General features: G+C 51.1%; 18 protein-coding genes. 3 read left to right on the forward strand and 15 right to left on the reverse strand.

Annotation, left to right across the window (positions count from 1 at the left end; translation table 11 throughout):
- The first annotated feature begins 149 nt into the window (after positions 1–149).
- Positions 150–614 carry a hypothetical protein gene (locus tag GX147_06225; GenBank protein ID NLN60288.1) on the forward strand — a complete coding sequence of 155 codons (465 nt, stop codon included), beginning with the start codon at positions 150–152 and terminating at the stop codon, positions 612–614.
- A 162-nt stretch (positions 615–776) separates the two neighbouring features.
- Here GX147_06225 and GX147_06230 read toward each other — a convergent pair whose 3' ends face one another.
- From GX147_06230 to GX147_06295, 14 genes are all read right to left on the reverse strand, one after another.
- Positions 777–2,120, reverse strand: a complete 1,344-nt coding sequence (locus GX147_06230; GenBank protein NLN60289.1) for a hypothetical protein — start codon at positions 2,118–2,120, stop codon at positions 777–779.
- 464 nt (positions 2,121–2,584) lie between these two features.
- Complete coding sequence (locus GX147_06235) at positions 2,585–4,072, reverse strand: glutamine synthetase (protein ID NLN60290.1); 1,488 nt, start codon at positions 4,070–4,072, stop codon at positions 2,585–2,587.
- Positions 4,073–4,507: 435 nt separating this feature from the next.
- The gene (locus tag GX147_06240; GenBank protein NLN60291.1) at positions 4,508–5,449 is read right to left on the reverse strand and encodes a 1-acyl-sn-glycerol-3-phosphate acyltransferase; all 942 of its coding nucleotides are present in this window, start codon (positions 5,447–5,449) and stop codon (positions 4,508–4,510) included.
- Positions 5,450–5,639: 190 nt separating this feature from the next.
- Positions 5,640–6,383, reverse strand: a complete 744-nt coding sequence (kdsB, locus tag GX147_06245) for a 3-deoxy-manno-octulosonate cytidylyltransferase (GenBank protein NLN60292.1) — start codon at positions 6,381–6,383, stop codon at positions 5,640–5,642.
- A complete protein-coding gene (rfaD, locus tag GX147_06250) occupies positions 6,380–7,351 on the reverse strand; it encodes an ADP-glyceromanno-heptose 6-epimerase (protein ID NLN60293.1) in 972 nt (323 codons plus the stop codon). Before rfaD ends, kdsB begins: the two co-directional genes overlap by 4 nt.
- A gap of 96 nt (positions 7,352–7,447) precedes the next feature.
- The gene (locus GX147_06255) at positions 7,448–8,650 is read right to left on the reverse strand and encodes a DegT/DnrJ/EryC1/StrS family aminotransferase (GenBank protein NLN60294.1); all 1,203 of its coding nucleotides are present in this window, start codon (positions 8,648–8,650) and stop codon (positions 7,448–7,450) included.
- Positions 8,651–8,854: 204 nt separating this feature from the next.
- Entirely contained in the window at positions 8,855–10,012 is a 1,158-nt protein-coding gene (locus GX147_06260) for an iron-containing alcohol dehydrogenase (GenBank protein ID NLN60295.1), read from the reverse strand.
- Positions 10,013–10,114: 102 nt separating this feature from the next.
- The gene (locus tag GX147_06265) at positions 10,115–10,858 is read right to left on the reverse strand and encodes an RNA methyltransferase (GenBank protein ID NLN60296.1); all 744 of its coding nucleotides are present in this window, start codon (positions 10,856–10,858) and stop codon (positions 10,115–10,117) included.
- Positions 10,859–10,901: 43 nt separating this feature from the next.
- Positions 10,902–13,427 carry a DNA gyrase subunit A gene (gene gyrA, locus GX147_06270; protein NLN60297.1) on the reverse strand — a complete coding sequence of 842 codons (2,526 nt, stop codon included), beginning with the start codon at positions 13,425–13,427 and terminating at the stop codon, positions 10,902–10,904.
- Positions 13,428–13,509: 82 nt separating this feature from the next.
- Positions 13,510–15,915, reverse strand: coding sequence for a DNA topoisomerase (ATP-hydrolyzing) subunit B (gene gyrB / locus GX147_06275; protein ID NLN60298.1), 2,406 nt, complete (start codon positions 15,913–15,915; stop codon positions 13,510–13,512).
- Positions 15,916–16,050: 135 nt separating this feature from the next.
- Entirely contained in the window at positions 16,051–17,172 is a 1,122-nt protein-coding gene (gene dnaN / locus GX147_06280) for a DNA polymerase III subunit beta (protein NLN60299.1), read from the reverse strand.
- A gap of 168 nt (positions 17,173–17,340) precedes the next feature.
- Positions 17,341–18,705: a chromosomal replication initiator protein DnaA gene (gene dnaA, locus GX147_06285; protein NLN60300.1), complete on the reverse strand. Its 1,365-nt coding sequence runs from the start codon at positions 18,703–18,705 to the stop codon at positions 17,341–17,343.
- 128 nt (positions 18,706–18,833) lie between these two features.
- Positions 18,834–19,700, reverse strand: a complete 867-nt coding sequence (locus GX147_06290) for a ParB/RepB/Spo0J family partition protein (GenBank protein NLN60301.1) — start codon at positions 19,698–19,700, stop codon at positions 18,834–18,836.
- Positions 19,701–20,471 (reverse strand): ParA family protein, encoded by a 771-nt coding sequence (locus tag GX147_06295; GenBank protein ID NLN60302.1) that lies wholly within the window; start codon positions 20,469–20,471, stop codon positions 19,701–19,703.
- A gap of 325 nt (positions 20,472–20,796) precedes the next feature.
- On the opposite strand from GX147_06295, the gene GX147_06300 reads away from it, so the two are divergent.
- Both GX147_06300 and GX147_06305 read left to right on the forward strand, forming a co-directional pair.
- Positions 20,797–23,232 (forward strand): hypothetical protein, encoded by a 2,436-nt coding sequence (locus GX147_06300; GenBank protein NLN60303.1) that lies wholly within the window; start codon positions 20,797–20,799, stop codon positions 23,230–23,232.
- A 135-nt stretch (positions 23,233–23,367) separates the two neighbouring features.
- A complete protein-coding gene (locus GX147_06305; protein NLN60304.1) occupies positions 23,368–24,942 on the forward strand; it encodes a flavocytochrome c in 1,575 nt (524 codons plus the stop codon).
- Between the two features lie 170 nt (positions 24,943–25,112).
- Here the strand turns inward: GX147_06305 and GX147_06310 are convergent, their stop codons facing one another.
- On the reverse strand, positions 25,113–25,388 hold the full coding sequence (locus GX147_06310) for a hypothetical protein (protein ID NLN60305.1): 276 nt from the start codon (positions 25,386–25,388) through the stop codon (positions 25,113–25,115).
- Positions 25,389–25,542 lie beyond the last annotated feature (154 nt).

Here is a 25,542-nt window from a genome sequence, read left to right on the forward strand (position 1 = left end):
TGGTTTCATCTGTGTAATTTGCAAGAAAAATAGGGGTTAAGGGTTAAAATCTTGCAAATTACATCGCATAAAAAATGATCATTGTCAATTAATATTAAATGGTTATGATGTTTTTCAGATACGACTATTTAAGTCAGCATTCGCATTTATTGACGTATGTAAGAAATCGGGTAAGTCATGCTGTATTAACTCGTTTACGTAAAAAGACTTTAGATGAAAAGACGGATACCTCAGGGGGGACGCCAGAGGCCAAAGTTTCCAAACTTACGGAACTCCTCCTTCAGGAATATGCAAAAGCTGTCACTGCCAATGTTCCCCAACAGGTCATTGTAGATATAGTTGACAAAAATCTTTCTTCCGATTTTCCTTATTCCGTAAAATTTACACGCAACACAGAGGTAGTCTCGACGTATCACGCGTTTAAAAATAAAATGGAAAATAGCATCGCCGTTTATTACGACAAGGATTCGCACCCGACCCGCGAAGGGCACGAGACAATTTGTGAGTCACTTTTACCTGTTGTCGAGCAAATGATCGCGGCAACCAAGCCCGCCACGGCCAACCTGCCGCATTCGGAGAAACAACGTACAGGCAATGCGGAACACCCCTCGTGACCGGGGTATCCTGTCTCGGTTTTTCAGCGCATCTAAGCATGGTCATTCAGCCGACGCGAGGACGAATCCCGGCACAAGCGGTCCATCCGGATACACACGAGGCGATTTCATTTTCAGCGGTGATCGTTGCCCCTAAAACAAGAATCCGCCCTGCCTTTTTTCTCAATCGATATATCTAACCTCCAGGCTCAGATTTTTATAGTACTTGATACAGGCAGTGGGGACATAGAGGACCTGCTCCAATGTGTGTTTGAACAGCAAGCCCTCGTTGGCGTTCCCTCCCGCCCAATACCGAACCGCTTCTATGACATTAACGGATTTTATTTTCCCCTCTCCGGGAGGGAAAAAACTGGCAAGGACTCCTTTCGCAAAGCCCGCGCCGTCAAGATAGATTTCACACTTGGTATCGAGCTGTTCGTTGGTGGCCAGGGTGCCATCGGGGACTCTCGCTTCATAGCCGCTGTCAGTCAGATACAGTGTCGCGTCGAGGATCTCCTTGCCCTTGATTTCGTTGAGATCGAAGTGTGCATGTCCCCGGAAATAGTAAGCGGCCGAATAATAACATTTTTTATGCTTTCCCTCGAGGTGAGAATGACCGATCTTGATTTCTCCTGCAACCGGCTGACGACCATTCCAGAGCGTCGGGGCAAATAAGCAGTCTGCTTCGTCATCCGAATGAAGTTTGCTCCTGAACGTGTTGGTCACCTTGCCGGTGCGTTGCAGTGTAATGGTTTCCTTCAGGGGCCTGAGTGTAAAGAATCCACTGTTGCCTGTCTGGGTTGTGTCTGCGGTGCCGGGGTTGGTGGCAACCAGCTTCACCTGGAACTTCCAGCCTGGGAAAGTGTAGTCTTTTGTAATGACCAAACCGTTGTATTGGCCGGTGTTGGGGATCTGTTTCCGTTCCATCTCGTTGCCCTGCCCGTCCAGGAGATACAGGTGGAGTTCGGGGTGCTTCACAGAGTTCCGATCCCACGTGACCGGTATCGGTGTTTCCGCCCTGTAACGCTCGTTTGCGACGGGTGATGTGATGTTGATTTGCGACAACAGCGTCCCTGCCGGATGAATCTTCGGCCTTTCCCGCATGAGGGCAGGGCGGGTCTTGGCAGAAGGTTGAACCGACTGTATATGGGAGGGCATGCCCGTCCGTAACGCAAAAAAACCGTTGCTCATTGCGCAATATTGATTGTTGACGGTACAGATACGCACCTTGTAGTCCTGACCGACGGCAGCCGTGCCGCCCGCATATTGACCGGCCGTCCAGGAATACGAGGCGGCCTTGGCGTTCAATCCGTCCGCGATGATGCCGACCTCCTGACCACCCTTCAGAAGAACAAGGCGGACCTTTGCCTTGATTCCCACCGCCGACCACTGGATCTTGACGGGCTTGCCGATGACCGGGGTTTCTCCGCCGTTAGGTGAAATAATCTTGAGCGAGGCGCACATAGCCGGGCTGTTAACGAAAATCGACATAAACAACACGAGCGATGCGATGCATGTCCTTTTCATAAAATCTCCTCCCTGACCGTTGATCGAAAAAAAACGCTAACCCACCCGCCAAATTGGGTCATGTACGCCAGCGTCGCCAGCGGGACCCAAAACGCAACCAAGAGAATATTGAGCCATCGTGAAGTCGCTCGGCGGTAGAGCGACCTCCCACAGAAAGCCCGTAAACCTCAAAATGTCTCTACACACAATGGATAAGCGGGGAGTCCCCCAAAAGAACGGGCGTCATGATACCCAACAAAGCGGCCTCTGTCAAATTCGGCAACAGGGTGGCACGGCTTGAAGGCGAACATCCTTAAAGAAGGGACTGTCCCAGGCCTTGCATGCCGTTTTTCATGGCTGCAGCCGTATTTCACAAGGGACCACCTTGAAATGTTCAGGTTAGACAGCACATCACGGCATCGGGTCAGTACGCCCAAGAACCCGTTCACGCCGAAGCATGGGCCGCAACGGATTATCGACCGGGACTAGCCGCAATGCATGAACTTCTTGACCAGATCGGAAATGGCCTTGACGTTACCAGGCAGATTTTCGCTTAAATCGGCGTCGTTGTGCGCTTTCAAGTCGGCGATGGTCTGGTCGATAAAGCCTTTTGGAAAAACGCCCGATTGTTCGTACAGAGATCGGGCCTTCTCCAGTTCCAAGGCGGCCTCGTAGCATGAGGTGGGCAGGTTATCGAGATCGGTACGACTGCCGACATCCGCCGTGTTGGCGAAGAGACGATCGGCCTTCTCCAGGGCATTCGGATCTTCCAAGCCGTACAGCACGGCCAGAGTCATACCAGCCAGAAGGGTGTGAACGTTGGCACTACCGTCAGGGCTGCGCAGTTCCACGGTCTGGCTGTTCTGAACCCGATCGGCGTGCCGGGGTTCCTGGGGGTTGGCGTCGTAGATCATGTTGGTTGCCCCGCACCAGCCCAGCGGTACCCGCACAAGAACGGAGCGGTTGCACTCCCCCCAACAGATACGTGTCGGCGCTTCCTGACGGGGAACGAGGCGCAGAAACGAGGTGGGAACGGTATTTCCAAACGCGGTCAGGGAGGGCGCGAAAGTCAAAAGACCCGAAATCAATTTCCTTGCGGCAGGGGTCAAGCCCTGGTCAGCGGCCATGACATTGAACCCGTTCTCCATCAGTCGGACGTGGATATGTAAACCATTGCCAGCGTGGCCAACGATGATCTTTGGGGCGTAGCTGACCTCATATCCGAATTTGCAGGCCACGTCGCGCACCGCCCATTTGGCCAGAACCATCTGGTCTGCAGCGTCCTCGGCCTCCGCCGGCAGAAATTCAATCTCGTGCTGCACCATTTCCACACCACCGTGGATAATGTTGCCGACTTCGGCGTGGCCGTACTTGACGGGACATCCCATTTCGCTGACGACCCTCATCGCTTCCCGGCGGACGGCATCCCGCTTGGAGAATGGACGGGACTCATGGTAGCCTCGCTGTTGGACAATGGGGTAGATGCTGTCGATTTCGCTGAAGAGGTAATACTCCAATTCCCCAAACATCTCCAGGGTGCAACCGGTTTTTTTATTTAGCAGACGGTGAGCCTTTTTGACCAGGTTTTCCGGAGAGCTTTCCAGGGGATTCCCGTCGGCGGTATAGTAAGAACAGAGCAGGTCGAGGGTTGGAATCTCGGAAAAGGGTTCAACAAAGGCCGTCCTGTATCGGGGAATAACATAAAGGTCGCTGGATGCGGCAGAGATGAAGGAAAAAAGGCTTGAGCCGTCAACCCGCTCACCGGCACTGAGTAGCCGATCTAGATGGTGGCGGCTGTTGATGACGAAGTTCAGGGTCTTGAGCCGGCCATCGCCACCCACGTAACGGAAATTAAGCATACGGATGCCATTGTTTTCGATAAACCGCATAATGTCGGCTTTGGTAAATTCGTTGGACGGTTTTTTCAGGTACCGTACCAAGGGGTTGGGGTTCAGGTCGATCTTGTCTTTCATAGGTTCTCCATGTGAAATGCTTAAAAAATCTATAACGTCGATTCACCAAAGGGAAAAATGCAATCGTTTTTCGGAACGACGGGTTTGCCGGGGCCGTCTCCGACGGGGACCATCACCCCCAACAATCTTCCTCACATGTACGGTATGAAATCCAGGAGAATTCCCGGGGCGGCAAAGGGGATTCGGGGTGCCGGGCTGCATATTCCTTTTGAGCCTTCATGATGGCCTCCTTTTCATCCCGCGCACTGACAACCAGAAAAAACAACAGCCTCCTGTCTCCTGTTCCGGACAAATCAAGAAGTTCAGCCCTGTATCGTGTGGTTTTAACATGCTTGGAAGCCATTTTCATCATTCCGCATCCCCTTTGCCCTTTAGACCAACCCGGCAGGATCTTGCGCGATCAGACCAAGAGGTTTTGAGTCCGGATTTTAGCACCTATTTGCAAACCACGGCCTCTTGTTGCCGGTAGCGTTCGTCCAGGAGCAAAGCGATCCTTGCCATAACGGCGCTGGCTACACCCTCAAACTGATCCCGGTATTTTCGCTGGGAATCCCTGGAGAAAAGTTGGAACGGCGTATCGATCCGGTAGGGCTTTAGGCGGTCTTCGATGGACAGGGGATCGCCCACGCGATAGACGATTCGCCCGCTCCGGGCGAAAGGCAGGCGCCTCCGATAGACCTGTTCGGAATTGTTGCATCCAATGGGAACGATCTTTTTCCGACTCCAGAGGGCCAGCTGGGCGAGACCCGTTTTCCCCTCCGCCAGCCTGATGGACCGGGTTCCCTCGGGGAAGATAATCAGATTCAATCCCCGGTCAACAAGGGCCTGGCGGCTCAGTTCCGCCACCCGCTCCATGACCAGATCATAATAATCGCGAATAAAACCAACGAAGTCATCGCCCCAAGCCCGAAAGATCCGGGCGGCGTTTTCCGGATACGTCCCTGCATGATCGTACCTGCCGTCAATGACGTCCTTCACGTCCCGGTACAGCGCCGGATCAATCGGCTCTCCGAATTTTTTCCTGTAAAACTCTTCGATCAGATACGCCATGGACGGCACGGGAATCAGATTGCACGCATCGAGGCATTTTCCCAACAGTGCATTGCGGTAGTACTTGCCCTTGACCCAGACCGTTGTGTAGGGAAACGTCTTCAAAGTCCAGAGTTTCCACTGGAATGGCCAATAGTTATATCGATCCGTATGGTTCATGGCGAAGATGACGTTTTCATCGAGGGGAATCTTTTCGAGGTTTTCGATGTGAATATCGACTTGGGCGAAAAAACGGTAGTTAGGGGTCAGGAAAAAATTCGCCACCAACATCTGGCCCCGGGGTTCAGCGACCAATCGTATGCGGCTCAGATGTTCGATGTCAACCATAAGCGCCCATAATGATTTGAACGTTCACAGCCATGTGCCGCCGATCCCTGCGGCATCGCGACCGATGGGAGAGAGCACCGGGGGGGACATCCTTCATGGGAAGGTGAAGGATCGCTCTCATTAACCCGGGGTGTCATCATCGAACCGATTGCCCCCTCCGTAAACCGGCGATTATCATTCATGCTCGTCCTCATGCCGTACCATTTAAAAGGATGTTCCGGACCCGGGCCAACTCCGCGGGCGTGTCCACCTCAACCGAATCGTAGGCCGTTTCCACCATTTTGATCCGGTAGCCACACTCCAACGCCCGAAGTTGTTCCAGGGCCTCCAGCTTTTCCAGGGGGCTCTGGGGCAATGTGGAAAAAGTCTCAAGAAAATGGCGCCGATAGGCGTAGATACCGTGGTGTTTGTAGTAATGGACCTCGTGGTTATGATCCCGGTCATAGGGAATCGTGGCACGGGAAAAGTACAAGGCAAAAAAGTCCCTGTCGAACACCGCTTTGACGGCATTGGGATGGTTAATTTCCTCCTCCCGAACGATCCGGTAGATCAGGGTGGACATGGGAATCGAGGGATCCGCCAGCAGGGGTGCCACCACCTCGTCAATCTGCAGGGGTTCGAAAAGGGGCTGATCCCCCTGGATGTTGACGACGATATCGTTATCGTCCAGGCCGAGAACCGTCGCCGCTTCGGCGAGACGATCCGTACCGGATCGGTGGCGATCAGCCGTCATGACGGCCTGTCCGCCGAATTTCAGAACGGTATCGAAAATGCGCTGATCATCGGTGGCCACCACCGCGTCGGTTACGCTTGCAACCCGAAGTACCCGTTCATAGACATGCTGGAGCATGGGCTTGCCGCAGAGATCCGCCAGAGGCTTGCCCGGAAACCGACTGGACCCGTATCTCGAGGGGATAATGCAGACAATTCTCACAGATGGGCCTCCCGGGCACTCAGATAACGGGCCACGTAATCTCGGACCGACTCCTCCAAGGGATGGAAGGAAAGCCGGCAACCCTGGTTCCGGAGTTTGTCCATCTTCGCTTCCGTAAAATACTGATACTGAGTCCGCAGGTTTTCCGGCATCGGGGTATAATCGATCTGAGGCTCCAGGTTCATGGCATTGAAAACGGCTAAAACGAGATCGTTCCAGGTGCGGGATTGCCCCGTTCCAACATTGAAGATGCCGTTTTTATTGTCGTTTTCCATGAGCCACCACATGACATCCACGCAGTCCTTGACATAGACGAAATCGCGTCGCTGTTCTCCATCTCCGTAATCCGGCCGGTGGGATTGAAACAGGCGCACCCGACCCGTCTCCCTGATTTGGTGGAAGGCCTTGTAGATAACGCTGGACATATCCCCCTTGTGGTATTCATTGGGGCCGAAAACATTGAAAAATTTTATCCCCGCGACCCGCTTCTGTATCTCGTGACGCAGACACCATTGATCGAAGAGCTGCTTGGAGTAGCCGTACATGTTGATGGGCCGAAGATCGTTGATCCCTGCCTCGTCATCGTCAAATCCCCGCGTCCCGTCACCGTAGGTGGCGGCGGAACTGGCATAAATAAGACGGGCACTGTGCTTCAAGGCCCATTCGGTCACGCGGCAGGAGTAATGGAAGTTGTTCTCCATGAGGTAGTCGGCGTCCGTCTCGGTCGTGGAGGAACAGGCCCCCATGTGAACAAGGCACCTGACGGGAAAGGGCACCCGATCTTCCAGGATCATCCGAAGAAAAACGTCCTTGTGCAGAAAATCCGCGTAGCGTAGATTGACCAGATTTTGCCATTTGCCAGAGGTACCCAGACGATCAACGATGACCACATCATCGATTCCTTCACCGTTCAATTTCCAGACAAAGGCACTGCCGATAAACCCGGCCCCGCCCGTAACGACGATCATCTATTTATTCCCCCTGATCACGAGGTTGTACAAGATGCTCCATCACCCCGGAAGTCAACCTGCCTCGCTTCGTGAAATGAAAGACCCCTTGCTTGATTACAGTTCCCGTGCGGCCTTCACGATCGCCGTCTCAATCTGTGCCATCCGCTCATCCGACATTCTCACCTGGATACCCAGAACCAGGGTCCTGCCCAGGAGATCCTCAGCCTGGGGGATATCATTCCGTTCGTAGCGGATCTCACCCTTGTAGGCAGGATTCTTGAATGGGTACTGTTGCGGGTTCGCCGTCGCAAAAGACAGCATATGTTCCCAGTTGGGAGCGTAGTGCCATTTATTCGTTTTGTAACAGGTCGTATCGACACCGCCAGCCAACAGACTCTGCTGAAACTTCGCAGCCAGTTCCGCCGTCGGTAGATTGAAGGCGACAAACGTCGCCGTGTCGCCGTCCGGATCGGGCACTTCCCGGAAGCCGACATCCCGGACCCGGCTCAGGAAAGCTTTGATCCGCGCCTTGTTCTTGCGCTGTTCGCTGCAGACATAATCCAGTTTTCGTAGTTGAGCGAGGCCCAGGGCACCCTGGAGTTCGTTCATCCGGTAGTTGAATCCCAGGATATGCCGCCCCTCCATCGCCCGCGGGACAGCGTGATTATGGTCATGGCCGTGATCGTGGTACTCGTCGGCCCGCCAGGCGAATTCCTTGTTATCCGTAACAACCATACCCCCTTCGCCGGTGGTAATGGTTTTGTAATAATCAAAACTGAAAATGCCCATATCGGCAAAAGTACCCAGTTTTTTCCCTTGAAAGCTGCCGCCGCATCCCTGGGCGTTGTCTTCCAGCACCAGGAGGTTGTGTTTTCTCGCCACGGTCATGATTTTATCGATACGCGCCATGGCCCCACACATGTGAACGGGGATGACCGCCTTTGTCAGAGGCGTGATTTTCCTCTCAATATCCGCCGGGTCGAGGTTGAGGGTTGTGTCGATATCGCCCATGACCGGGATGGCCCCGACCTCCAGAACCGCTTCCCAACTCGCCACAAAGGTGAAGGCGGGAACGATAACCTCGTCGCCGGGCCCGACGCCCATAGCCGCCAGAGCCACCTTCAGGGCCGCAGAGCCGGAGGTGACACCCAGGGCGTGAGTCGTGCCGCAATAGGCGGCGAATTCCTCTTCCAGTTGCCTGACCTTGAAAATGCCCTTTCTTTCGTTATCGAATCCATAACGCATCAGCACGCCTGTTTCCATAACGTCCATGATTTCCCTTATTTCTTCCTTACCGATCAGTTCCGCACCGGCCATATGATGGTTCCTCCATTTACTTGTCTTAGTCTGTCACCTTGTATACTTTATTAATCCAGCCCTTCTCGCGGAAAGACCGGGAAAATGATGCTTTGCTATTCCGAAACCCGCCTTACCTTCTTGGAAGGATCCATGTTCAGACGACGCAACTTCCCGACATGGATTCCGGGCCGTCCTGCGCCTGCCCGGCATTGTGTTTCCTGCTCAGCAGCATTGCCTGTAAATTTCGATCATGTCCTCCAGAGTCATTTTGCATGGATTGTTCGCCAGGGGACGCGCCACCGTCAGGGCAACCTCGGCCAGATCCGGGAAAACCGTTTCGGGAATCTCCAGGGTATCCAATCGTGTTGTGACTCCGCAATCCTCGATCAGGGCTTCCACGGCCTCCACGGCCAGATAAGCCGCTTCCCGCAGAGGAAGATTGTCTGTCACCTCTCCCATGACCTCAGCGATATCCGTGAATTTTTCCAGGGAACCCGGCAGGTTGTAGGCCATGACAGCCGGAAGGATCATCGTGTTGGCCAGTCCATGAGGAACCCCATAGAGACCGCCCAGGGGATAGGACAGGGAATGGACTGCCGTCACGCCCGCGTTGGCCAGACCGATCCCGGCGTAGAGACTGCCCAGAAGCATCTGCTCACGAGCTTGGAGGTCGCTCCCGTTGTGGACGCAGGTCCGCAGGTTCTCCGAAATGAGACGGATCGCCTCCAGAGAAAACATCTCGCTCATGGGCGAGGCATTCAGTGAGGTATAGGATTCGATGGCGTGACACAGGGCATCGATCCCTGTTTCCGCTGTCGGTTTCGGGGGCAGAGTCAGCGTCAGAACCGGATCGCACAGAGCAATATCCGGATACAGGTAGGGGCTGTTCATCCCCTCCTTTTTCCTCAGGTCCTTTCGCACAAAAACGGCGGTGAAGGTTACTTCACTTCCCGTACCTGCCGTTGTCGGCACCTGAATTTGAGGCAGGCCCGCACCGGGGATGTTATTCAGACCGAGGTAATCCACGGCCTTCCCTTTGTTGCCCACAACGGCCGAAATGGCCTTGGCCGTATCCATGGCGCTTCCACCACCGATCCCGACGACACAGTCACATTTCCCCTTAACGGCGGCTTTCGCCCCTTCTTCAACCAGTTCGATGGGCGGCTCGGGGATCACCTTGTCGTATATTACATATTTCATACCGTCCTTTTTCAGAAGGTCCTCAACCCTTTCGCGAAAACCCGCCGCTGCCATATTCCGGTCCAAAACAAGGAGGGGCCGCGATCCCTTAAGCTCCTTGATATGCTCCACCAAGGCATCAAACGACCCGCTGCCGAAGACAATCTTCTTTGCGCCTGTAAAGGCAAATTGCATTTTCATATATGAACCCTCTCGTATCAATTTAATTGCACTTTCACTTTCATCATTTGCCGGAAACGGCTATTACAATGCCATTTTTATTACGGATGCCACCGTGTAAAGTCAAGTTTTTTCATCCCTCTCTCCGGCATTTGCCGTAAACCACTCCAACTGACGGCAGATACCCCGGATAATTTTCACTTCCTTAGCAAGAAGGGCCGTCCGTGCAAAGAGACGACGAAGATGCATCATCCAATATTCCGGGTTCTGGGGATTTAAAAAACCTATTTTTGTCAGGAGATCGCGTATCTGCCCGTACATGCCTTCGAGCTCGTATGATGTCGCCAGTTTGGGAATAGCAGGTCGCTCTGACATGGATTGCCAGACAAGGATTTCATAACAGAGGATCATGACGGCATGGGACAGATTGAGGGATCTGAATTCCACGGTGGGAATATTCACAACGAGATGGCAGAAACGCAGCTCCTCATTCGTCAGCCCCGTATCTTCGGGTCCAAACACAAGGGCCACTCGATTTTCCTGGGAAACCCCCCCGACCTGTTCAGCCATTTCCCGTGGACTGACCACGGGACCACGGGCATTGCCCAAACGCGCCGTGGTCCCGACTACATATTGAAAGTCGGCCAGAGCTGTTTCCAGACTGGGGGTATGTACAATTTCATCAATACGCTCAGAGGCTTCATGGGTGGCAAGCCGGTACATTTCATCACGGTCGAGCATCTGGTTTCCGACGACGATCAGACGATCGATACCCATGTTCTTTCCGCACCGGGCGACAGCACCCACGTTCCCGGCAACGCGTGGTTTGCAGAGAACAACGGCGATATGGCTGGTTCTGGATTTCATGAGTGACACGGACTTCGTGCCGTTCTTGTTTCGGTAGCTCACCTTAAAATGCGGCCCCTTTGTCTTCCTCCCCCTCTTCGTCCCCGGGCAATTCGATTTCCTCGCTTTCAGGATCGTCTTCGGATGCCTCCGGGGAAGTGTCCCGTTCAACCCGGGCCATGCCAACGATACGCTCTTCCTCGTTCAAACCGATGAGCTTCACCCCCTGTGTGCCCCGTTGAATAAGGGTGATTTCATCAACTCGGAGGCGGATAATTCTTCCCGTGTCGCTAATGAGGACCACATCCTCTTCTCCTGTTACCTGACAGATGCCGGCTACGTAACCGACTTTGGAAACGGTTTTCAGATTGATCGTTCCCTTGCCGCCACGACCCTGGAGAGGGTATGCCGAAACGACTGTGCGTTTCCCGTAACCGTTTTCCGATACGGTGAGAATGGCGTTCCCTTCCGATGCCAGAATTTCAAGACCGATCACATGATCGCCTTCGTCCATGCGGATTCCCATGACACCCCTTGCGGTTCGGCCCAGATCCCGAATGTTGTCCGCATGAAAACGGATGGCCTTCCCCTTTCGGGTCCCCAGAAAGATATCCTGTTGATTGTTCGTGATCTGAACATCGATCAACGCATCCCCCTCATCGCCGGACATGGCTATGATGCCCGTGGAGCGCGGGTTCGCATACGCCGATAAGACGGTCTTCTTGACAATCCCTTTCTGCGTTACCATAACAACGGAACTGTCGTCGGTAAAATCACGGACTGGAAGAATGGCCGCCAGTTTCTCTTGCTGAGATAAATTGATCAGGTTGATAATGGCCTTGCCGCGAGCGGCTCTCCCCGCCTGTGGAATTTGATAGACTTTGAGCCAGTATACGCGGCCTTCGGTGGTGAAGATCAGGATGTAATGGTGAGTCGAAGCGATAAATATTCTCTCCACAAAATCCTCCGCCTTGGGTTGCATACCCACTTTGCCACGGCCACCCCGACGCTGGCTGCGGTACAGACTGACGGCGTTACGCTTTATATAGCCGGAATGCGATACGGTGACCACCATGTCCTCTTCGACGATCATGTCCTCGATACCTATGTCTTCGATACTGGTCACAATTTCCGTCCGCCGCTCGTCGCCAAATCGGTCCCTGATTTCGATGAGTTCTTTCACAATCACATCAAGAATTTTTCTGGCATCAGCCAGAAGAGCAATCAATTCCTGAATTTTCCATGTCAACTCCGCATACTCTGTATCGATTTTTTCACGTTCAAGACCCGTGAGACGTTGCAACCGCATGTCAAGAATGGCCTTGGCTTGCGTTTCGCTTAAACCGAAACGTGTACACAAATGGGCTGTCGCTTCCTGAGGCGTACCTGCCGCCTTGATCACAGCAATAACTTCGTCGATCCGGTTCAAGGCGATGATGAGTCCTTCCAGAATATGCGCCCGCTCTTTAGCCCGGTCCAATTCAAACCGGGATCGCCGGATCACGACCTCGCGACGGAAGTCTATGAAACTGTTCAGCATTTCCTTAAGATTGAAGACCCTGGGTTGACCACGGTCTATGGCCAACATGATGATCCCGAAGGACGTTTCCATCTGGGTATGCTTGTAAAGCTGGTTCAGAATGACACCGGACTGCTCGTCCCGTCTCAAATCAATAACAACACGTATACCCTCGCGGTCTGATTCATCCCGAAGGTCCGTAATACCGGATATTTTCTTTTCCTTAACAAGTTCTGAAATGGATTCAATGAGATTAGCTTTGTTTACCTGATAGGGCAGTTCGGTAATGACAATGCTTTCCTTATCACTTCTGGCGTTCCGCTCTATCATCGCCCTGGCCCGCAATCGTATGATGCCTCGTCCCGTTTTATACGCAGAAAAGATCCCTTCACGACCGTTTATAAAACCAGCGGTGGGAAAATCAGGCCCGTGAATATAACGCACCAATTCCTCAATGGAGATGTCCGGGTGATTGATCAACGCCACCGTTCCATCCACGACCTCTCTCAGATTATGGGGGGGCATATTGGTTGCCAGACCCACGGCAATCCCCGAAGAACCGTTGAGAAGTAAAACCGGTATTTTGGCGGGTAAGACCACCGGTTCCTCCATGGATTCATCATAATTCGGAACAAAATCAACCGTGTTTTTATCAAGATCGGCCAAGAGTTCTTCCGTGAAACGATCCATACGGATCTCCGTATAACGCATGGCCGCCGGTGGGTCACCATCGATGGAACCAAAGTTTCCCTGCCCGTCGATCAGGGGATAGCGCATTGAGAAATCCTGTGCCATGCGGACGATTGTGTCGTAAGCCGCCTGGTCACCATGGGGATGATATTTACCAATAATATCACCAACGATACGCGCTGATTTTTTGAAGGGCCTATTCCATCGGTTTCCCATTTCATTCATGGCGAAGAGGGCCCGACGGTGAACGGGTTTCAATCCGTCACGGACATCCGGAATGGCTCGTCCTATAATGACGCTCATGGCATAGTCCACATAGGACTTTCGCATCTCGTCTTCTATATTAACCGGTATGGTTCTCTGGTGTGATAACTCTTCCATATAAAATAAAAGTCCCTTCCTGGCCTCTTGCCTGTTGGAGGCCGCATAACCGCCTATTTTTTATCATGATTGCAACGGGGTTTCAGACATCAAGATTGGAGGCATACGCGGCATTTGCGAAGATAAATTCCCGACGTGGTTCCACCTGATCACCCATAAGGGTCGTAAAAATTTCGTCCGCTACAACGGCATCCTCCACCTTTACCTGAAGCAACGACCGTTTTTCCGGATTCATCGTTGTTTCCCAGAGTTGTTCTGGATTCATTTCACCGAGACCTTTATACCGCTGAATCGAAATGCCTTTTCTTCCCAGATTCATAACATGCTCCACGACGGTGCTCATGTTGTCCAATTCCACTACGTGTTGTGACAATTCCCCTTCCAGGGCCATCCGATACGGCGGTTCGCCCAATACACTGACCTGATGCAACAGCGCCTTCACTTCAAGAAATATAGGCGCCTTCAGGACGTCTCGATCGATACATGTAACCTTTTCCACACCATTTCGCGACAAGACGAATTTCATTTTGTACAGGCCATTCTCGGGGTCCTGTTCTATCTCGGCTTTCACCAGGGATTCTCCGATCGCCTGTGCCGTCCGACGCATCACCCTTTCCATCGGTTCCGCCGTTTTAAAATCCCATTCGGATAGTGAGGGATCTCCCGCCAGAATACGCATGACATCGCGATCCCTGTTTTCCTTCTCATATTTGTTCATGATCATTTCAATTCTCATGACATTTTTCACCAGCGCATACAGCTTACTTTTCGTAAAATACGTGCCGTTTTCCGTGACAAGTCGGGTCTTGGCCACACCGCTGTCCAGAATGTAGTTTTCCATGTCTTCTGCATTTCTAATGTATTTTTCCGTTTTCTTTTCTGTTACTTTGAACAACGGAGGTTGCGCGATATAAAGAAAACCTCTTTCAACCAATTCACGCATCTGACGAAAGAAAAAAGTAAGCAGAAGAGTTCGAATATGATGGCCATCGACATCGGCATCGGTCATGATAATCACCTTGTGATAACGCAGCCGGCTGATGTCGAAATCATCTTTGCCGATCCCCGTTCCCATGGCTGTGACAATGACCTTGATCTCCTCGTTTTTCAGCATCCTGTCAAAACGGGCCTTCTCCACATTCAAAACTTTACCACGAAGCGGAAGTATGGCCTGATTTTTCCGATCCCGGCCCTGTTTGGCCGATCCACCGGCTGAATCTCCTTCCACCAGATACACCTCACTCAGGGCAGGATCCTTTTCCTGACAATCAGCCAGTTTCCCGGGCAGAGCTCCAACTTCCAGAGCACTCTTTCTCCGGGTCAATTCCCGGGCGCGTCTCGCCGCCTCCCTCGCACGCGATGCCTCCAAACATTTGTTCAGAATCTGCTTCGCCACCGTAGGATTCTCTTCAAGGTACGTACCTATTTTGTCATATATGATTCCCTCAACAAGACCCCGCACCTCACTGTTTCCGAGCTTGGTCTTCGTCTGCCCTTCAAACTGGGGGTTTTTGATCTTTACGCTGATCACACAGGCCAATCCCTCCCGCAGATCCTCTCCCCGGAAAGATTCCTTCCTGTTTTTCAGTATGTTGTAACTGAGCGCATAATTATTCAAAACACGGGTCAGAGCGGAACGCAAACCTATCATGTGTGTTCCGCCCTCGGTCGTGTTGATGCTGTTTGCAAACGAATAGATGTTTTCCTGATAGGTATCGTTGTACTGTAATGCCACCTCAACATGACAATCTTCCCGATCGCCTTCAACATAGATAGGATGCTTGTGCAGCACCTTTTTGTTCCGGTTGATATATTCGACAAAGGATACAATTCCTCCCTCATAATAAAATTCACTTTTCTTCTCGATTCTCTCATCGACAAGGGTGATTCTTACGCCTGAATTGAGAAAGGCCAATTCTCTTAGACGATTGGCAAGGATGTCGTAGCTGAATTCCAGTTCATCAAATATTTCCTCATCCGGTTTGAAAATCACCTTGGTACCCTGGCCACGGGTTTTTCCCACCATTTCCAAAGGAGCCTGAGGAATCCCTCGACGGTAATTCTGCGTATAGAGCATGCCCTCCCGTCTGATCTCAAGTTCCAGAAAACTGGACAGGGCATTGACTACCGATACGCCGACACCGTGAAGTCCACCCGATATCTTATAGCTGTCACTGGAAAACTTCGCTCCGGCATGGAGCTTGGTTAACACCACCTCCGCAGCGGAGATCCCTTCAGTCTTATGCATGTCAACAGGGATCCCCCGACCGTTATCATCCACAACAATGCTGTTATCTATCCTTATCGCAACCGTAATGGCATTGCAGTTACCGGATACGGCTTCATCAATAGAATTATCCACCACTTCGTATACCAGATGATGCAACCCATCCCTGCCCGTCGAACCAATGTACATAGCGGGTCTTTTACGAACCGCCTCCAACCCTTCGAGAACCTTAATGCTATCGGCACTATAATTTTCAATCATCCACACAACCTCTTTACCTTCACATGCTTGCTCATTTATACACAAGCGACTCGCTATAAAAATTTTCCTTTATATACTTGATTTTATTTACAATAAAATCATTTTATTTTCGTTTATCCACTCACTGTCCACAGCTTAAATGATCAGCGGCATCACCACACACGAATAATCATCCTGACCCGCAGACCTGACGATACCCGGTTTCCTCCCCGAACCCAATTCAAATGCAATGGTTTCACCATCAACCACCTCAATGGCATCCATTAGGTAATCAGCATTATATCCAACTTCGAGTTTTTCACCATCGTAAGACACATCAATTTCTTCCCTGGCTTCGCCGACGTCGGCATGCTGCGATTGAAGAACCATCCGGTTTTCGTAGATAGTCAAAAGAACGGTCCGAAATTCTTCGGACGATACGACGACCCACATTCTCCTCAGGGCATGCAGAAAATCATCTCTAGGCAAAAACAGAACCGTTCCTGTTTCAGTGGGAATCACCCGTTTGTAATCCGGATACTCCGCGTTCACCAAGCTTACTTTCAGCATCACATTCGTCGTTCGAACGATAAACATCTGTCCCATTAACCCTATGGAAACATGTTCAGGGTCGCTTTCCACCAGTTTGCGGATTTCTCCAATTCCTTTTCTGGGAAGAATCACCCCGGCGGGAACATCAAGAAATTCTGTTGCATCCAGATTTTTATGCACCATAGACAGGCGATGTCCATCCGTCGAAACCATTCTGATGGTAACACCTTCCGAATTTTTTTCAATTTGCAGAAAGATACCATTCAAATTTCGTCTCAATTCGTCCGTTGACATCGCAGAATAAACCTTACGCACCATTTCTTTGAGGAGATTTCCTGAAACGGGGTACAATGGTATGTTTTCCTCGGCCACAACACTGGGATAATCGTCAGCGGATATCCCCATGATCCGGTACACCGTTTTTTGACAAGTGAGGGTAACAATGTTACGGGAATCCATACTGACATGAACCTCTTCCCCCCAAATTTCCCGTACGATTTCGTAAAGTTTTTTTGCGGACAGGGTGGTTTTTCCGGCTTCGGTGACAGACGCCTCATAGCGTGCAACGAGACTTATTTCACGGTCTGTTGCCACGACCTTGATCAACCCATCCTCCGCTTCTAAAAGAATGTTGCTTAAGATGGGAAGGGTTGTTTTTTTTTCCACAATCCCCAACGTTTTCTGCAAACCATCGAGCAAAACCTCTCTTTTGATCGTGAAATTCATCTTGGTTGTCCTTTCCGTTTCTGAGTCATTATTTTTAAATTTTTTTATATTTAAATTAAACTAGTCGTAGTAAAAGAACTTGTGGATAGGGTGAATATCATTTTTAAATCATCTGTATTTATGTTCTTACGTTTTCCTTTTCCTGTGGATAAGCTCTTTAATTCCAGGTTAACGACGTTGAAGAATTTCGTCTTCCAAATCCTGTAAGACTTTTTTCATTTCATGATCCGTTTCCAGTAACTTTTTTATTTTGTTATCTGCATAAATCACCGTTGAGTGGTCACGCCCCCCCATTTTTGCTCCGATGTCCGGAAACGAGGAGTTGGTCAGTTTTCGGGACAGATACATGGCCATCTGACGCGCCGAAGCAAGATGTTTATTTTTTTTCGGTGATTTGAGATCCGATATTTTGAGATTGAAGCGTTCTGAAACAGCTTTCATGACATCGTCGATGGAGATGGTAGATTTTGGATTTGTCTTTAATATTCTGTTCAACACCTGTCGGACCAGGTCCAGGCTGATCTTTTTTTTCGTCAATGAGGAGTAGGCGATGGTTTGCGTCAGGAAGCCCTCGAGTTCACGAATGTTGGAGTCTGCGTGGGACGCGATGTACATGGCTGCATCATGGGGTAATTCAATGTGATTTTCTTGGGCTTTTTTTTCCAGTATCGCAATTCTTGTTTCAATTTCCGGCGGTTGGATATCGGCGATTAAGCCCCATTCGAAACGCGATCGCAAACGTCCTTCCAGGTTGGGAATATCTTTCGGAAAATTATCACTTGTCATAACGATTTGTTTTCCTGAATCGTGCAGGGTATTGAACGTGTGAAAAAATTCCTCCTGGGTACGCTCCTTTCCAGCGATAAATTGAATATCGTCAATCAGAAGACAGTCAATTGTACGAAATTTTGTTCGGAATTTCTGCATTTTGTCGTGACGGATGGAACTGATCAGTTCGTTGATGAATTCTTCTGCGGACAGGTACAGGACATTCATGTCCGGATACAGCGTGTAGGTTAAAAGTCCTATAGCGTTCAACAGGTGGGTTTTCCCAAGCCCGACCCCCCCGTAAATGAAAAAAGGATTATAGTTTTTCGCAGGATGTTCCGCCACGGCAATTGATGCCGCATGGGCAAACTGGTTGGAAGACCCGACAACAAATCGGTCAAAGGCGTAATTGGTATTTAAGGTATGATGGTACTGCATTCTTGACGTGTTTGCCGGTGCCTGCGGTGCTGTTACATGATACGTCCGGGTGCCGCTTTCTTCAGAAACCTCATTCCTCCCTTCACCCTGAGCAATGACAAAGACAATATTCGTATTATAGCCCATGGTTATATCAAGACATTCCTGAATTGTATGGCGGTAATTATCCAGAAGCCAGTCTTTGAAAAACCGATTGGGAACGGCAAAGCAGATCTGGTTTTCCTCGATGGAAAGAATTCTAACAGGCTTGATCCAGGTTTCATAGTTCTGTTTGGGAATTTTTTCCTGAATTAGCTTTTGAGTATTTTCCCATAAAATCTGCACGATTACAAATCTCCATCAACATTATTATCCACATCTGTGGATAGTTTTGCAAAGCTTTTCTGCCTTCTGGACCATCGTGGTTTGCATTGCCGGTCTTTGTACATTTGATGAATTAAGAATGATTGAGCAGATCAGTCCGCATGTATGGTAAACAGGAGTTCAACTATCCTTCCCAGTTCTTCCGTTGAGGAAAATCTGATTTCAATCGATCCATTTTTAATTCTTTTTTTGATCTGTACCCGTGTCATGAGTACGTTTGATAGTTGCTTTTCCAGATCGTACAGATAGGCTTCCCTGTCGGCCACTTGTTTTTTCCGTTTGGGTGTTTTCATGGCTTGGATGAGCCTTTCCGTTTCTCGTACGTTCATTTCTTTTTTCACAATGGTTTCAAAAACCGATGTCTGTAAAGGACCCGCGTCTAGGGAAAGAATGGCGCGGGCATGGCCAGCCGTAATTTTCTTTTCAACCAGGGCACGTTGAATGTTTCCGGGCAGTTTCAGAAGGCGGATCGTATTGGCGATGGTGGATCGATCCTTGCCAATTTTTGCAGCAATGTTTTCGTGTGTCTGACCAAAGATTTCAACCAGGGTATTATACGCACTGGCTTCTTCCAGAGGATTTAGTTCTTCCCGCTGAAGGTTTTCTATCAGGGAAAGTTCCGCCGCCTCAATGTCGCTGGCGTTTCTGATAATGATAGGAACATTTTTCAGACCCGCCTCCTGGGCGGCACGCCACCGTCTTTCTCCCGCAATGATTTCGTAACCCATATCGGTTTTGCGTACGACGATAGGTTGAATAATACCGTTTTTACGAACGGATGCGACAAGTTCCTTCTGTTCCAAGTCGCTGAAATTCTTTCGTGGTTGAAAGCGATTCGGTTGGATCTCCTCAATACCGCACGTAATCAGATGAGGACGGTCCCTGATCTCTGCTATATCTGCCAGCAGGTCGGGAAACATGGCTTCCAATCCACGGCCTAAGGACTGTTTGGGTGGCATTTACATTCTCCCGCAATTAAGGAATTCCTGGGTCAGCTCCAGATACGACATCGCGCCCCGGGATCGAATATCATACAATATGATAGGCAAGCCATGGCTGGGACTTTCAGATAGGCGAACATTCCGGGGAATCACGGTTTTGAATACCCTGCTGCCGAAATGTTCGCGTATATTCTCGCTGACCCGATGTGAAAGTCTGTTTCTCGAATCGAACATGGTCAGCAGGATTCCTCCCAGTGTGAGAGAGGGATTCATCCGGTTCTGCACGATTCTCAGGGTGTTCATCAATTGTCCCAAACCTTCCATGGCGAAATATTCACATTGCAAGGGTACAACCAGCGCATCCGAAGCGACCAGAGCGTTTATGGTCATAAAGCCCAGAGACGGTGGACAATCTAAGATAATGTAATCATAGGCGGCATCCATTTGCCGCAAAAAATTGCGCAATCGATTCTCGCGCTCATGAAGCTGGACAAACTCGACCTCTATTCCGATCAAGTCCTGGTTAGAGGGGATCAAATCCAGGTGCGTAATCTGGGTAGGCTTCACCGACTCTTGCAAGGATATCTGACCAATCAAGGCATGATAGAGATTTTTATCGATTATCTCCTGTTTGTCGATGCCCAGGCCGCTCGTTGCGTTTCCCTGGGAATCACAATCGATAAGAAGGGTTTTTTTTTCAGCAAGGGCCAGACATGCGGCCAGGTTGACCGCCGTAGTTGTTTTGCCGACGCCTCCCTTTTGATTTGCAATACAGATGATTTTACGCATGATGGGTTTCGGTTTTTATTTTCCGGTTCAGCAACAATGTACGGAAGTCATAACATAAATCGAGGGTATTTTTAAGCTGAAAAAACCTGTCACACAATGCAACGATAAAAGACAGGCATCGAAAAAACACAGGGGGTGTGCCCCCAGTCCAACATGTCCAACATTTATTTGCGTAATGGGTAGAATGTTCCTGATTTGATATTTGATATGAGGAATGTTGTGTAAATGTTTTGACAAGCGGGGTGATATCCGATAAGGGCGATGGGGAAGAAAACGTACCAACCCTGAGCATTACGCGAAGAATACCGGGAGCGTTGGCCATGCCATGCAGGACCTGTTCAAGAAAATAACCCGCTACCTTGCCTTGTTTTTCGTTTCCGCCTTCATTTCGGGTTGGGCCATCTTTCTGACCCGTTTTTTTGCCCTGACCACCTGGTCGGAGTACGGTATCGCGATTGTTATCGTCTCGCTGTCCGGTGTGTCCATCAGTGCGGTGTGTTTATCACTGTGTGACGATTTCTTTGAACGGCATCGTCCAGCGATTCTATTTTGGCTTCCTTTCGTTCTTCTGTTCATTGCGCCCCTGACATATCATCTGGCCGCCCTGAATCCTTTTAATCCCCTGCTCTTGCAAGATGAAGGATGGCCGTCGGAGCTGCTGAACCTTTTTAATTATTATCTTACCCTTCTGCCCGTTTTTTTCCTGGGAGGATTGTTTATCGGTCTCAGTTTCATCGAACTGAACAGGGATATCTCAAAAGCCTGGGCCTGTCATCTTCTTGGAGCGGCTGCAGGATGTCTTCTGTTGTTTGTATGCCAGTCTCTGGTTCATCCCTTTCTGCTCCCGGCGGTCTTGTTTCCCGTGCTTGCACTGGCGGTACTGCCCCGCCTCTTTATTCTTCGCTACGCCATGTTTCTGACAGGTCTCGCCTGCCTTCTTTTTCTTTCGGGTTTTGGCATGTGGCATGTCATCGATGGGATTTCGGCTCGCATACCCGAATACAAGGCCCTGTCGTCTGCGATGCGGGTGAGCGGCAATCGCGTTGTGGCCGACATACCTGACCCCAGAGGTTATTACCTGGCTCTCGACAACTTGACGGAACGACGGAACCTCAGCCTATCAACCCATGATGGTTCCCCCCCCGTTTCTGCCGGGCCTGCCGCCCAAGGTCTCTATCGTGACGGGGACCGCGTTCTCGGTCTTTATGTGAAAGAAGCCCCGGATCGGTCATATTTTCATTCATCTCTCGATGCCTTCCCTTACACGCTGAAACCGACTGGAACCTATCTTCTCATCGGCACGGCGGGCGGGTTCAAGATCCATGAAATCTGGGGACAAAACAGAATCATCCTTGCGGTGGAACCCACCCCGGTGCTCTGTGATCTTGTCCGGAAAAACTTGACGGGGATGGATGCGGTTACGCTGATATGCAATTCCCCATTGGCCGTTCTCGGGACACGGGCATTCGACCTGATCGACATGGGCGCCACATTCCCTTCGGAAGGGGAGGCCAACCGCTATGCACTGACGATCGAGGCCATTACGCGGTATTATAAGGCTCTCAAGGATGATGGCATCCTGTCGCTGCCGCTATATATCACGGATTTTTCCGCCTCCACCGAAAAACTCCTGGCCACGGTGCACCAGGGCCTGAGCCGCAGCGGTGTAGATGATCCAGGCAAGCATGTGCTGGTATATCGTTCGGCACTGAATGCCAGGATCCTTGTCTTCCGACAGCCGGTTACGGACCAGACTGTGAGGGCGCTGCAGATCTTTTGCCGGCAGCGCTCCTTTGATGTTTCCTGGCATGCCGGTATGGCTTCGGAAAAAAACAACGAGTCCCGTCCTCCACCGGTCCCATCATTATCCCATCGGTCCGATAGCCCGGTCGAACAGGATGACGCTCTCCGGTTTATCGTCGGGCGTTTTTTTATTTCACCGGCAAACGGGTCGTCCGCCCCTGTTACCAGGCTTGAGCCGCTAACGCTTGATCGTTCCTTTTTTCATGTTACTTTGGAGACAGGGGATATGGTGAAAAAGATCAAGGGTTTCTCCTCCATAGCCCGCGCTGAAATCGACCCGGTAATCAATCTGGCCGTCCTTGGTCTGGTAGCGTTTATCGCGGGATGGATGATTCTGCTTCCACTGATGGGGGAAGGGAGGATCAGGGCAGGCACATCGAGTTTCCGGGTGGTCGTTTATTTTGCATGTCTGGGTTTGGGCATGGTTTTGATTACGATGGCGCTCATCGAAAGATGCATGTTTTTTTTCAACGATACGGCCCTTTCCGTGGCGGTGGTGGTGTCGGGTGTACTATTTTTTGCCGGTTGCGGGAGCTATCGTGCTTTTAAGTTTGATCCCTTCAGCGACGAGGGTATCAAGTGGGCGGTGATACGGATTATTATTTGCTTGGTGCTGTATATTTTTCTTTTGATTCCGGTCCTGTCGGTTCTGATCCCCCTGGCCTCCATAATCAAGGTGACGACGATTCTGATCATGATGGCTCCCCTGGCTTTTATCGCCGGTGTGCCGTTGCCCCTTGGCTTTGCCTGCCTGCGTGAGCGGACCGCTTTTTTTCTGCCCTGGACTTACGGAGTATTTGTAATCTTCGGGATCGTCGCTTTTCCGCTGGCCCATCTCTTATCCGTAACCTGGGGTGTTCACGTCTTGCTGTTCGTTGCGGTGTTTCTCTATTTCATTGCTTTCTGGGCATATCCCGGGATGGGTACATCCCGGCTAGTAAAGGCGAGGCCTTCCTGAAAAAGCCTTTGTTGTACAACCGTCAATGTGATAATTCGGTCTTCCGGAAGGCCGGGTTACATTCGGCGGCGCGGATACATATCAACAACCGGCTGCATGGTCAGCTTGACGGATCGTAAAAACGGATAGGTATCGATGGCACGGAATCCTTCTGAATGGAAAGAGAAACAAAGGCCGGAACAGCCCGGTTACAGTCGCCGTGGCGTGTTGCAGGGGGCGATGGGCGCCGGTTTGCTGACAGCGATGGGGAGCCTGCTTCCCGCTTCCGACTCCTGCGCCGCCATCCCGATGCGGAATGAGACTGTACGGTGGGATGAGACATGGGATGTCGTCGTCGTCGGTTCCGGCTTCGCCGGTCTGGCAGCGGCGGCGGAAGCAGCCGACCGGGGTATGAAAGTGGTTATTCTCGAGAAGATGCCTGCATATGGCGGAAACGCCATCATCAGTCATGGTGAATATGCCGCATGGGATGATATGTATCATCTACGTCAGAAACTCGGCTTGGGTGAGGATAGTGCCGCACGCCACGCAAAGGATATAATCCGAGGCGGAAATTATTATGGTCATCCGGATCTGGCAGGCCTCGTGGCCGGGCAGGCGCCAGCCGCACTGAAATGGCTTCTCGAAGAGGGCTATGCCAAAATTCGGGAGACCGTCACCATGGCGCCCGGTCACGTTGCCCCTCGGATTCACGCTGCAATCGGCGGTTCGGGCCGGGTGTTCGTGACGGCACTGAAAAAGATGACCGAACAAAATGGTGCCGTTCTCCGTATGAATGAAAAGGTAACGCGCATCTGGCGTAGCAGTTTTTCCTCACCCGTTACCGGCGTGGAGGTGGAGCGGGGAAACAAACCCATCAATATCGCCATCCGGCGGGCCCTGATTCTGGCCAGCGGCGGATTCAGCCGGGATCTTGCGATGCGTCAGGCGTATAATCCGGCCATCGGTAAGGAATATAATTCCACCAATCACGCCGGTGCAACGGGCGAGATAATTCATTGCGCCCGTGTGATCGGTGCCGATGTGACACAGATGAGTTTCATTCAGGTCTATCCCTTTGCCGATCCGATGACCGGCCGATTCGATGTACCGTCTGTGTTTGCGCTTCGGGGACCGGCGGCGGGGATGATTTACGTGGATCCGGCGGGAAGGCGTTTCGTGAACGAACTGGCGGGGGCGGATACCTGTTCGCGCGCCCAGATTCGAACTGCCGGAGATAACAAGATGACCTATGCCCTGTTTAACCAGGCAATGATTTCACGTATGGGGACCAATGATGAGGTTGAGAAAGGCCTGGAGGCGGGTCGATTCGTTCGCGGAGAGAGCTTGGCGGAACTGGCGAAATACCTGCAAATGTCCCCCGTGATTTTAGAGGAAACCGTCTCCAATCACAACGGATACCTTCGCAGCGGTCGTGATACCGAATGGGAGAAAAGCCCCCTAGAGCAGATGATCCCCCTGGCCAGGGGGCCCTATTATATGCTGCCCCAGTGGCCGGCCGTACACCATACCCTCGGCGGTTTGCGGATCAATATCCGCGCACAAGTTATCGATGTGTGGGGCAAACCCATTCCCCGCCTGTATGCCGCAGGAGAGGTGACAGGCGGTATACATGGAGAGAAGAGGCTGGCTGGAAACAGCATTCCGGAATGCCTGGTTTTTGGACGCATTGCCGGAACAAGCGCCGCGGAATTGAAACGGCTGGCGTGACGCGGATCTCATGGAGGTCTTGTGTACGCTTTACCGCAACAGGCTTGGTTGAATCGGGCGCTTTATTTAAGAAAGAGCCCCCCACGACGGTTTTCGCGTGAGGGGCCTGTATAACCCGCATTTTCCTTCCGAGACTGAGCCGTCAACCGTGTTCAAGCTAGCGCGCCCCTTCAGCTGATCATGGTCTTGATCGTTTCGATCACAGGGCTCGTGAACAGGGCCATCAGCACCGTGTAAAGCGCCATGGCACCGACCGCTTCGCCCACATACATCCGGGAATATTTCTGTTTCAATGAGAAGATGATGAGGGCGCCAATGACCAGCAAACCAAGATGAAAATAGGGAAAATGTTCCGGCCCACCTGCCGCGTATTCAGCCAGACTGAATGTCGCCGTGCAGAGGACAACCGCCATAGCAAAGATGATGGTTCCAAATGCTTTTTTCATGATCCGTTACCTCCTGAGGCGTTTATTTAGTCGTATCTGAAAAACATCATAACCATTTAATATTACTTGACAATGATCATTTTTTATGCGATGTAATTTGCAAGATTTTAACCCTTAACCCCTACTTTTCCTGCAAATTACACAGATGAAACCA

The sequence above is a fragment of the Deltaproteobacteria bacterium genome, assembly GCA_012522415.1.
GTDB lineage: Bacteria > Desulfobacterota > Syntrophia > Syntrophales > JAAYKM01 > JAAYKM01.

Coding starts and splice junctions, on each gene's coding strand:
- GX147_06295 (NLN60302.1), bottom strand. CDS start 20,471: ATGCGTAAAATCATCTGTATTGCAAATCAAAAGGGAGGCGTCGGCAAA.
- GX147_06300 (NLN60303.1), top strand. CDS start 20,797: ATGCAGGACCTGTTCAAGAAAATAACCCGCTACCTTGCCTTGTTTTTC.
- GX147_06260 (NLN60295.1), bottom strand. CDS start 10,012: ATGAAAATGCAATTTGCCTTTACAGGCGCAAAGAAGATTGTCTTCGGC.
- GX147_06265 (NLN60296.1), bottom strand. CDS start 10,858: ATGAAATCCAGAACCAGCCATATCGCCGTTGTTCTCTGCAAACCACGC.
- GX147_06310 (NLN60305.1), bottom strand. CDS start 25,388: ATGAAAAAAGCATTTGGAACCATCATCTTTGCTATGGCGGTTGTCCTC.
- gyrA (NLN60297.1), bottom strand. CDS start 13,427: ATGGAAGAGTTATCACACCAGAGAACCATACCGGTTAATATAGAAGAC.
- dnaN (NLN60299.1), bottom strand. CDS start 17,172: ATGAATTTCACGATCAAAAGAGAGGTTTTGCTCGATGGTTTGCAGAAA.
- GX147_06235 (NLN60290.1), bottom strand. CDS start 4,072: ATGAAAGACAAGATCGACCTGAACCCCAACCCCTTGGTACGGTACCTG.
- GX147_06255 (NLN60294.1), bottom strand. CDS start 8,650: ATGGCCGGTGCGGAACTGATCGGTAAGGAAGAAATAAGGGAAATCATG.
- GX147_06230 (NLN60289.1), bottom strand. CDS start 2,120: ATGAAAAGGACATGCATCGCATCGCTCGTGTTGTTTATGTCGATTTTC.
- rfaD (NLN60293.1), bottom strand. CDS start 7,351: ATGATCGTCGTTACGGGCGGGGCCGGGTTTATCGGCAGTGCCTTTGTC.
- GX147_06240 (NLN60291.1), bottom strand. CDS start 5,449: ATGGTTGACATCGAACATCTGAGCCGCATACGATTGGTCGCTGAACCC.
- GX147_06290 (NLN60301.1), bottom strand. CDS start 19,700: ATGCCACCCAAACAGTCCTTAGGCCGTGGATTGGAAGCCATGTTTCCC.
- gyrB (NLN60298.1), bottom strand. CDS start 15,915: ATGATTGAAAATTATAGTGCCGATAGCATTAAGGTTCTCGAAGGGTTG.
- GX147_06305 (NLN60304.1), top strand. CDS start 23,368: ATGGCACGGAATCCTTCTGAATGGAAAGAGAAACAAAGGCCGGAACAG.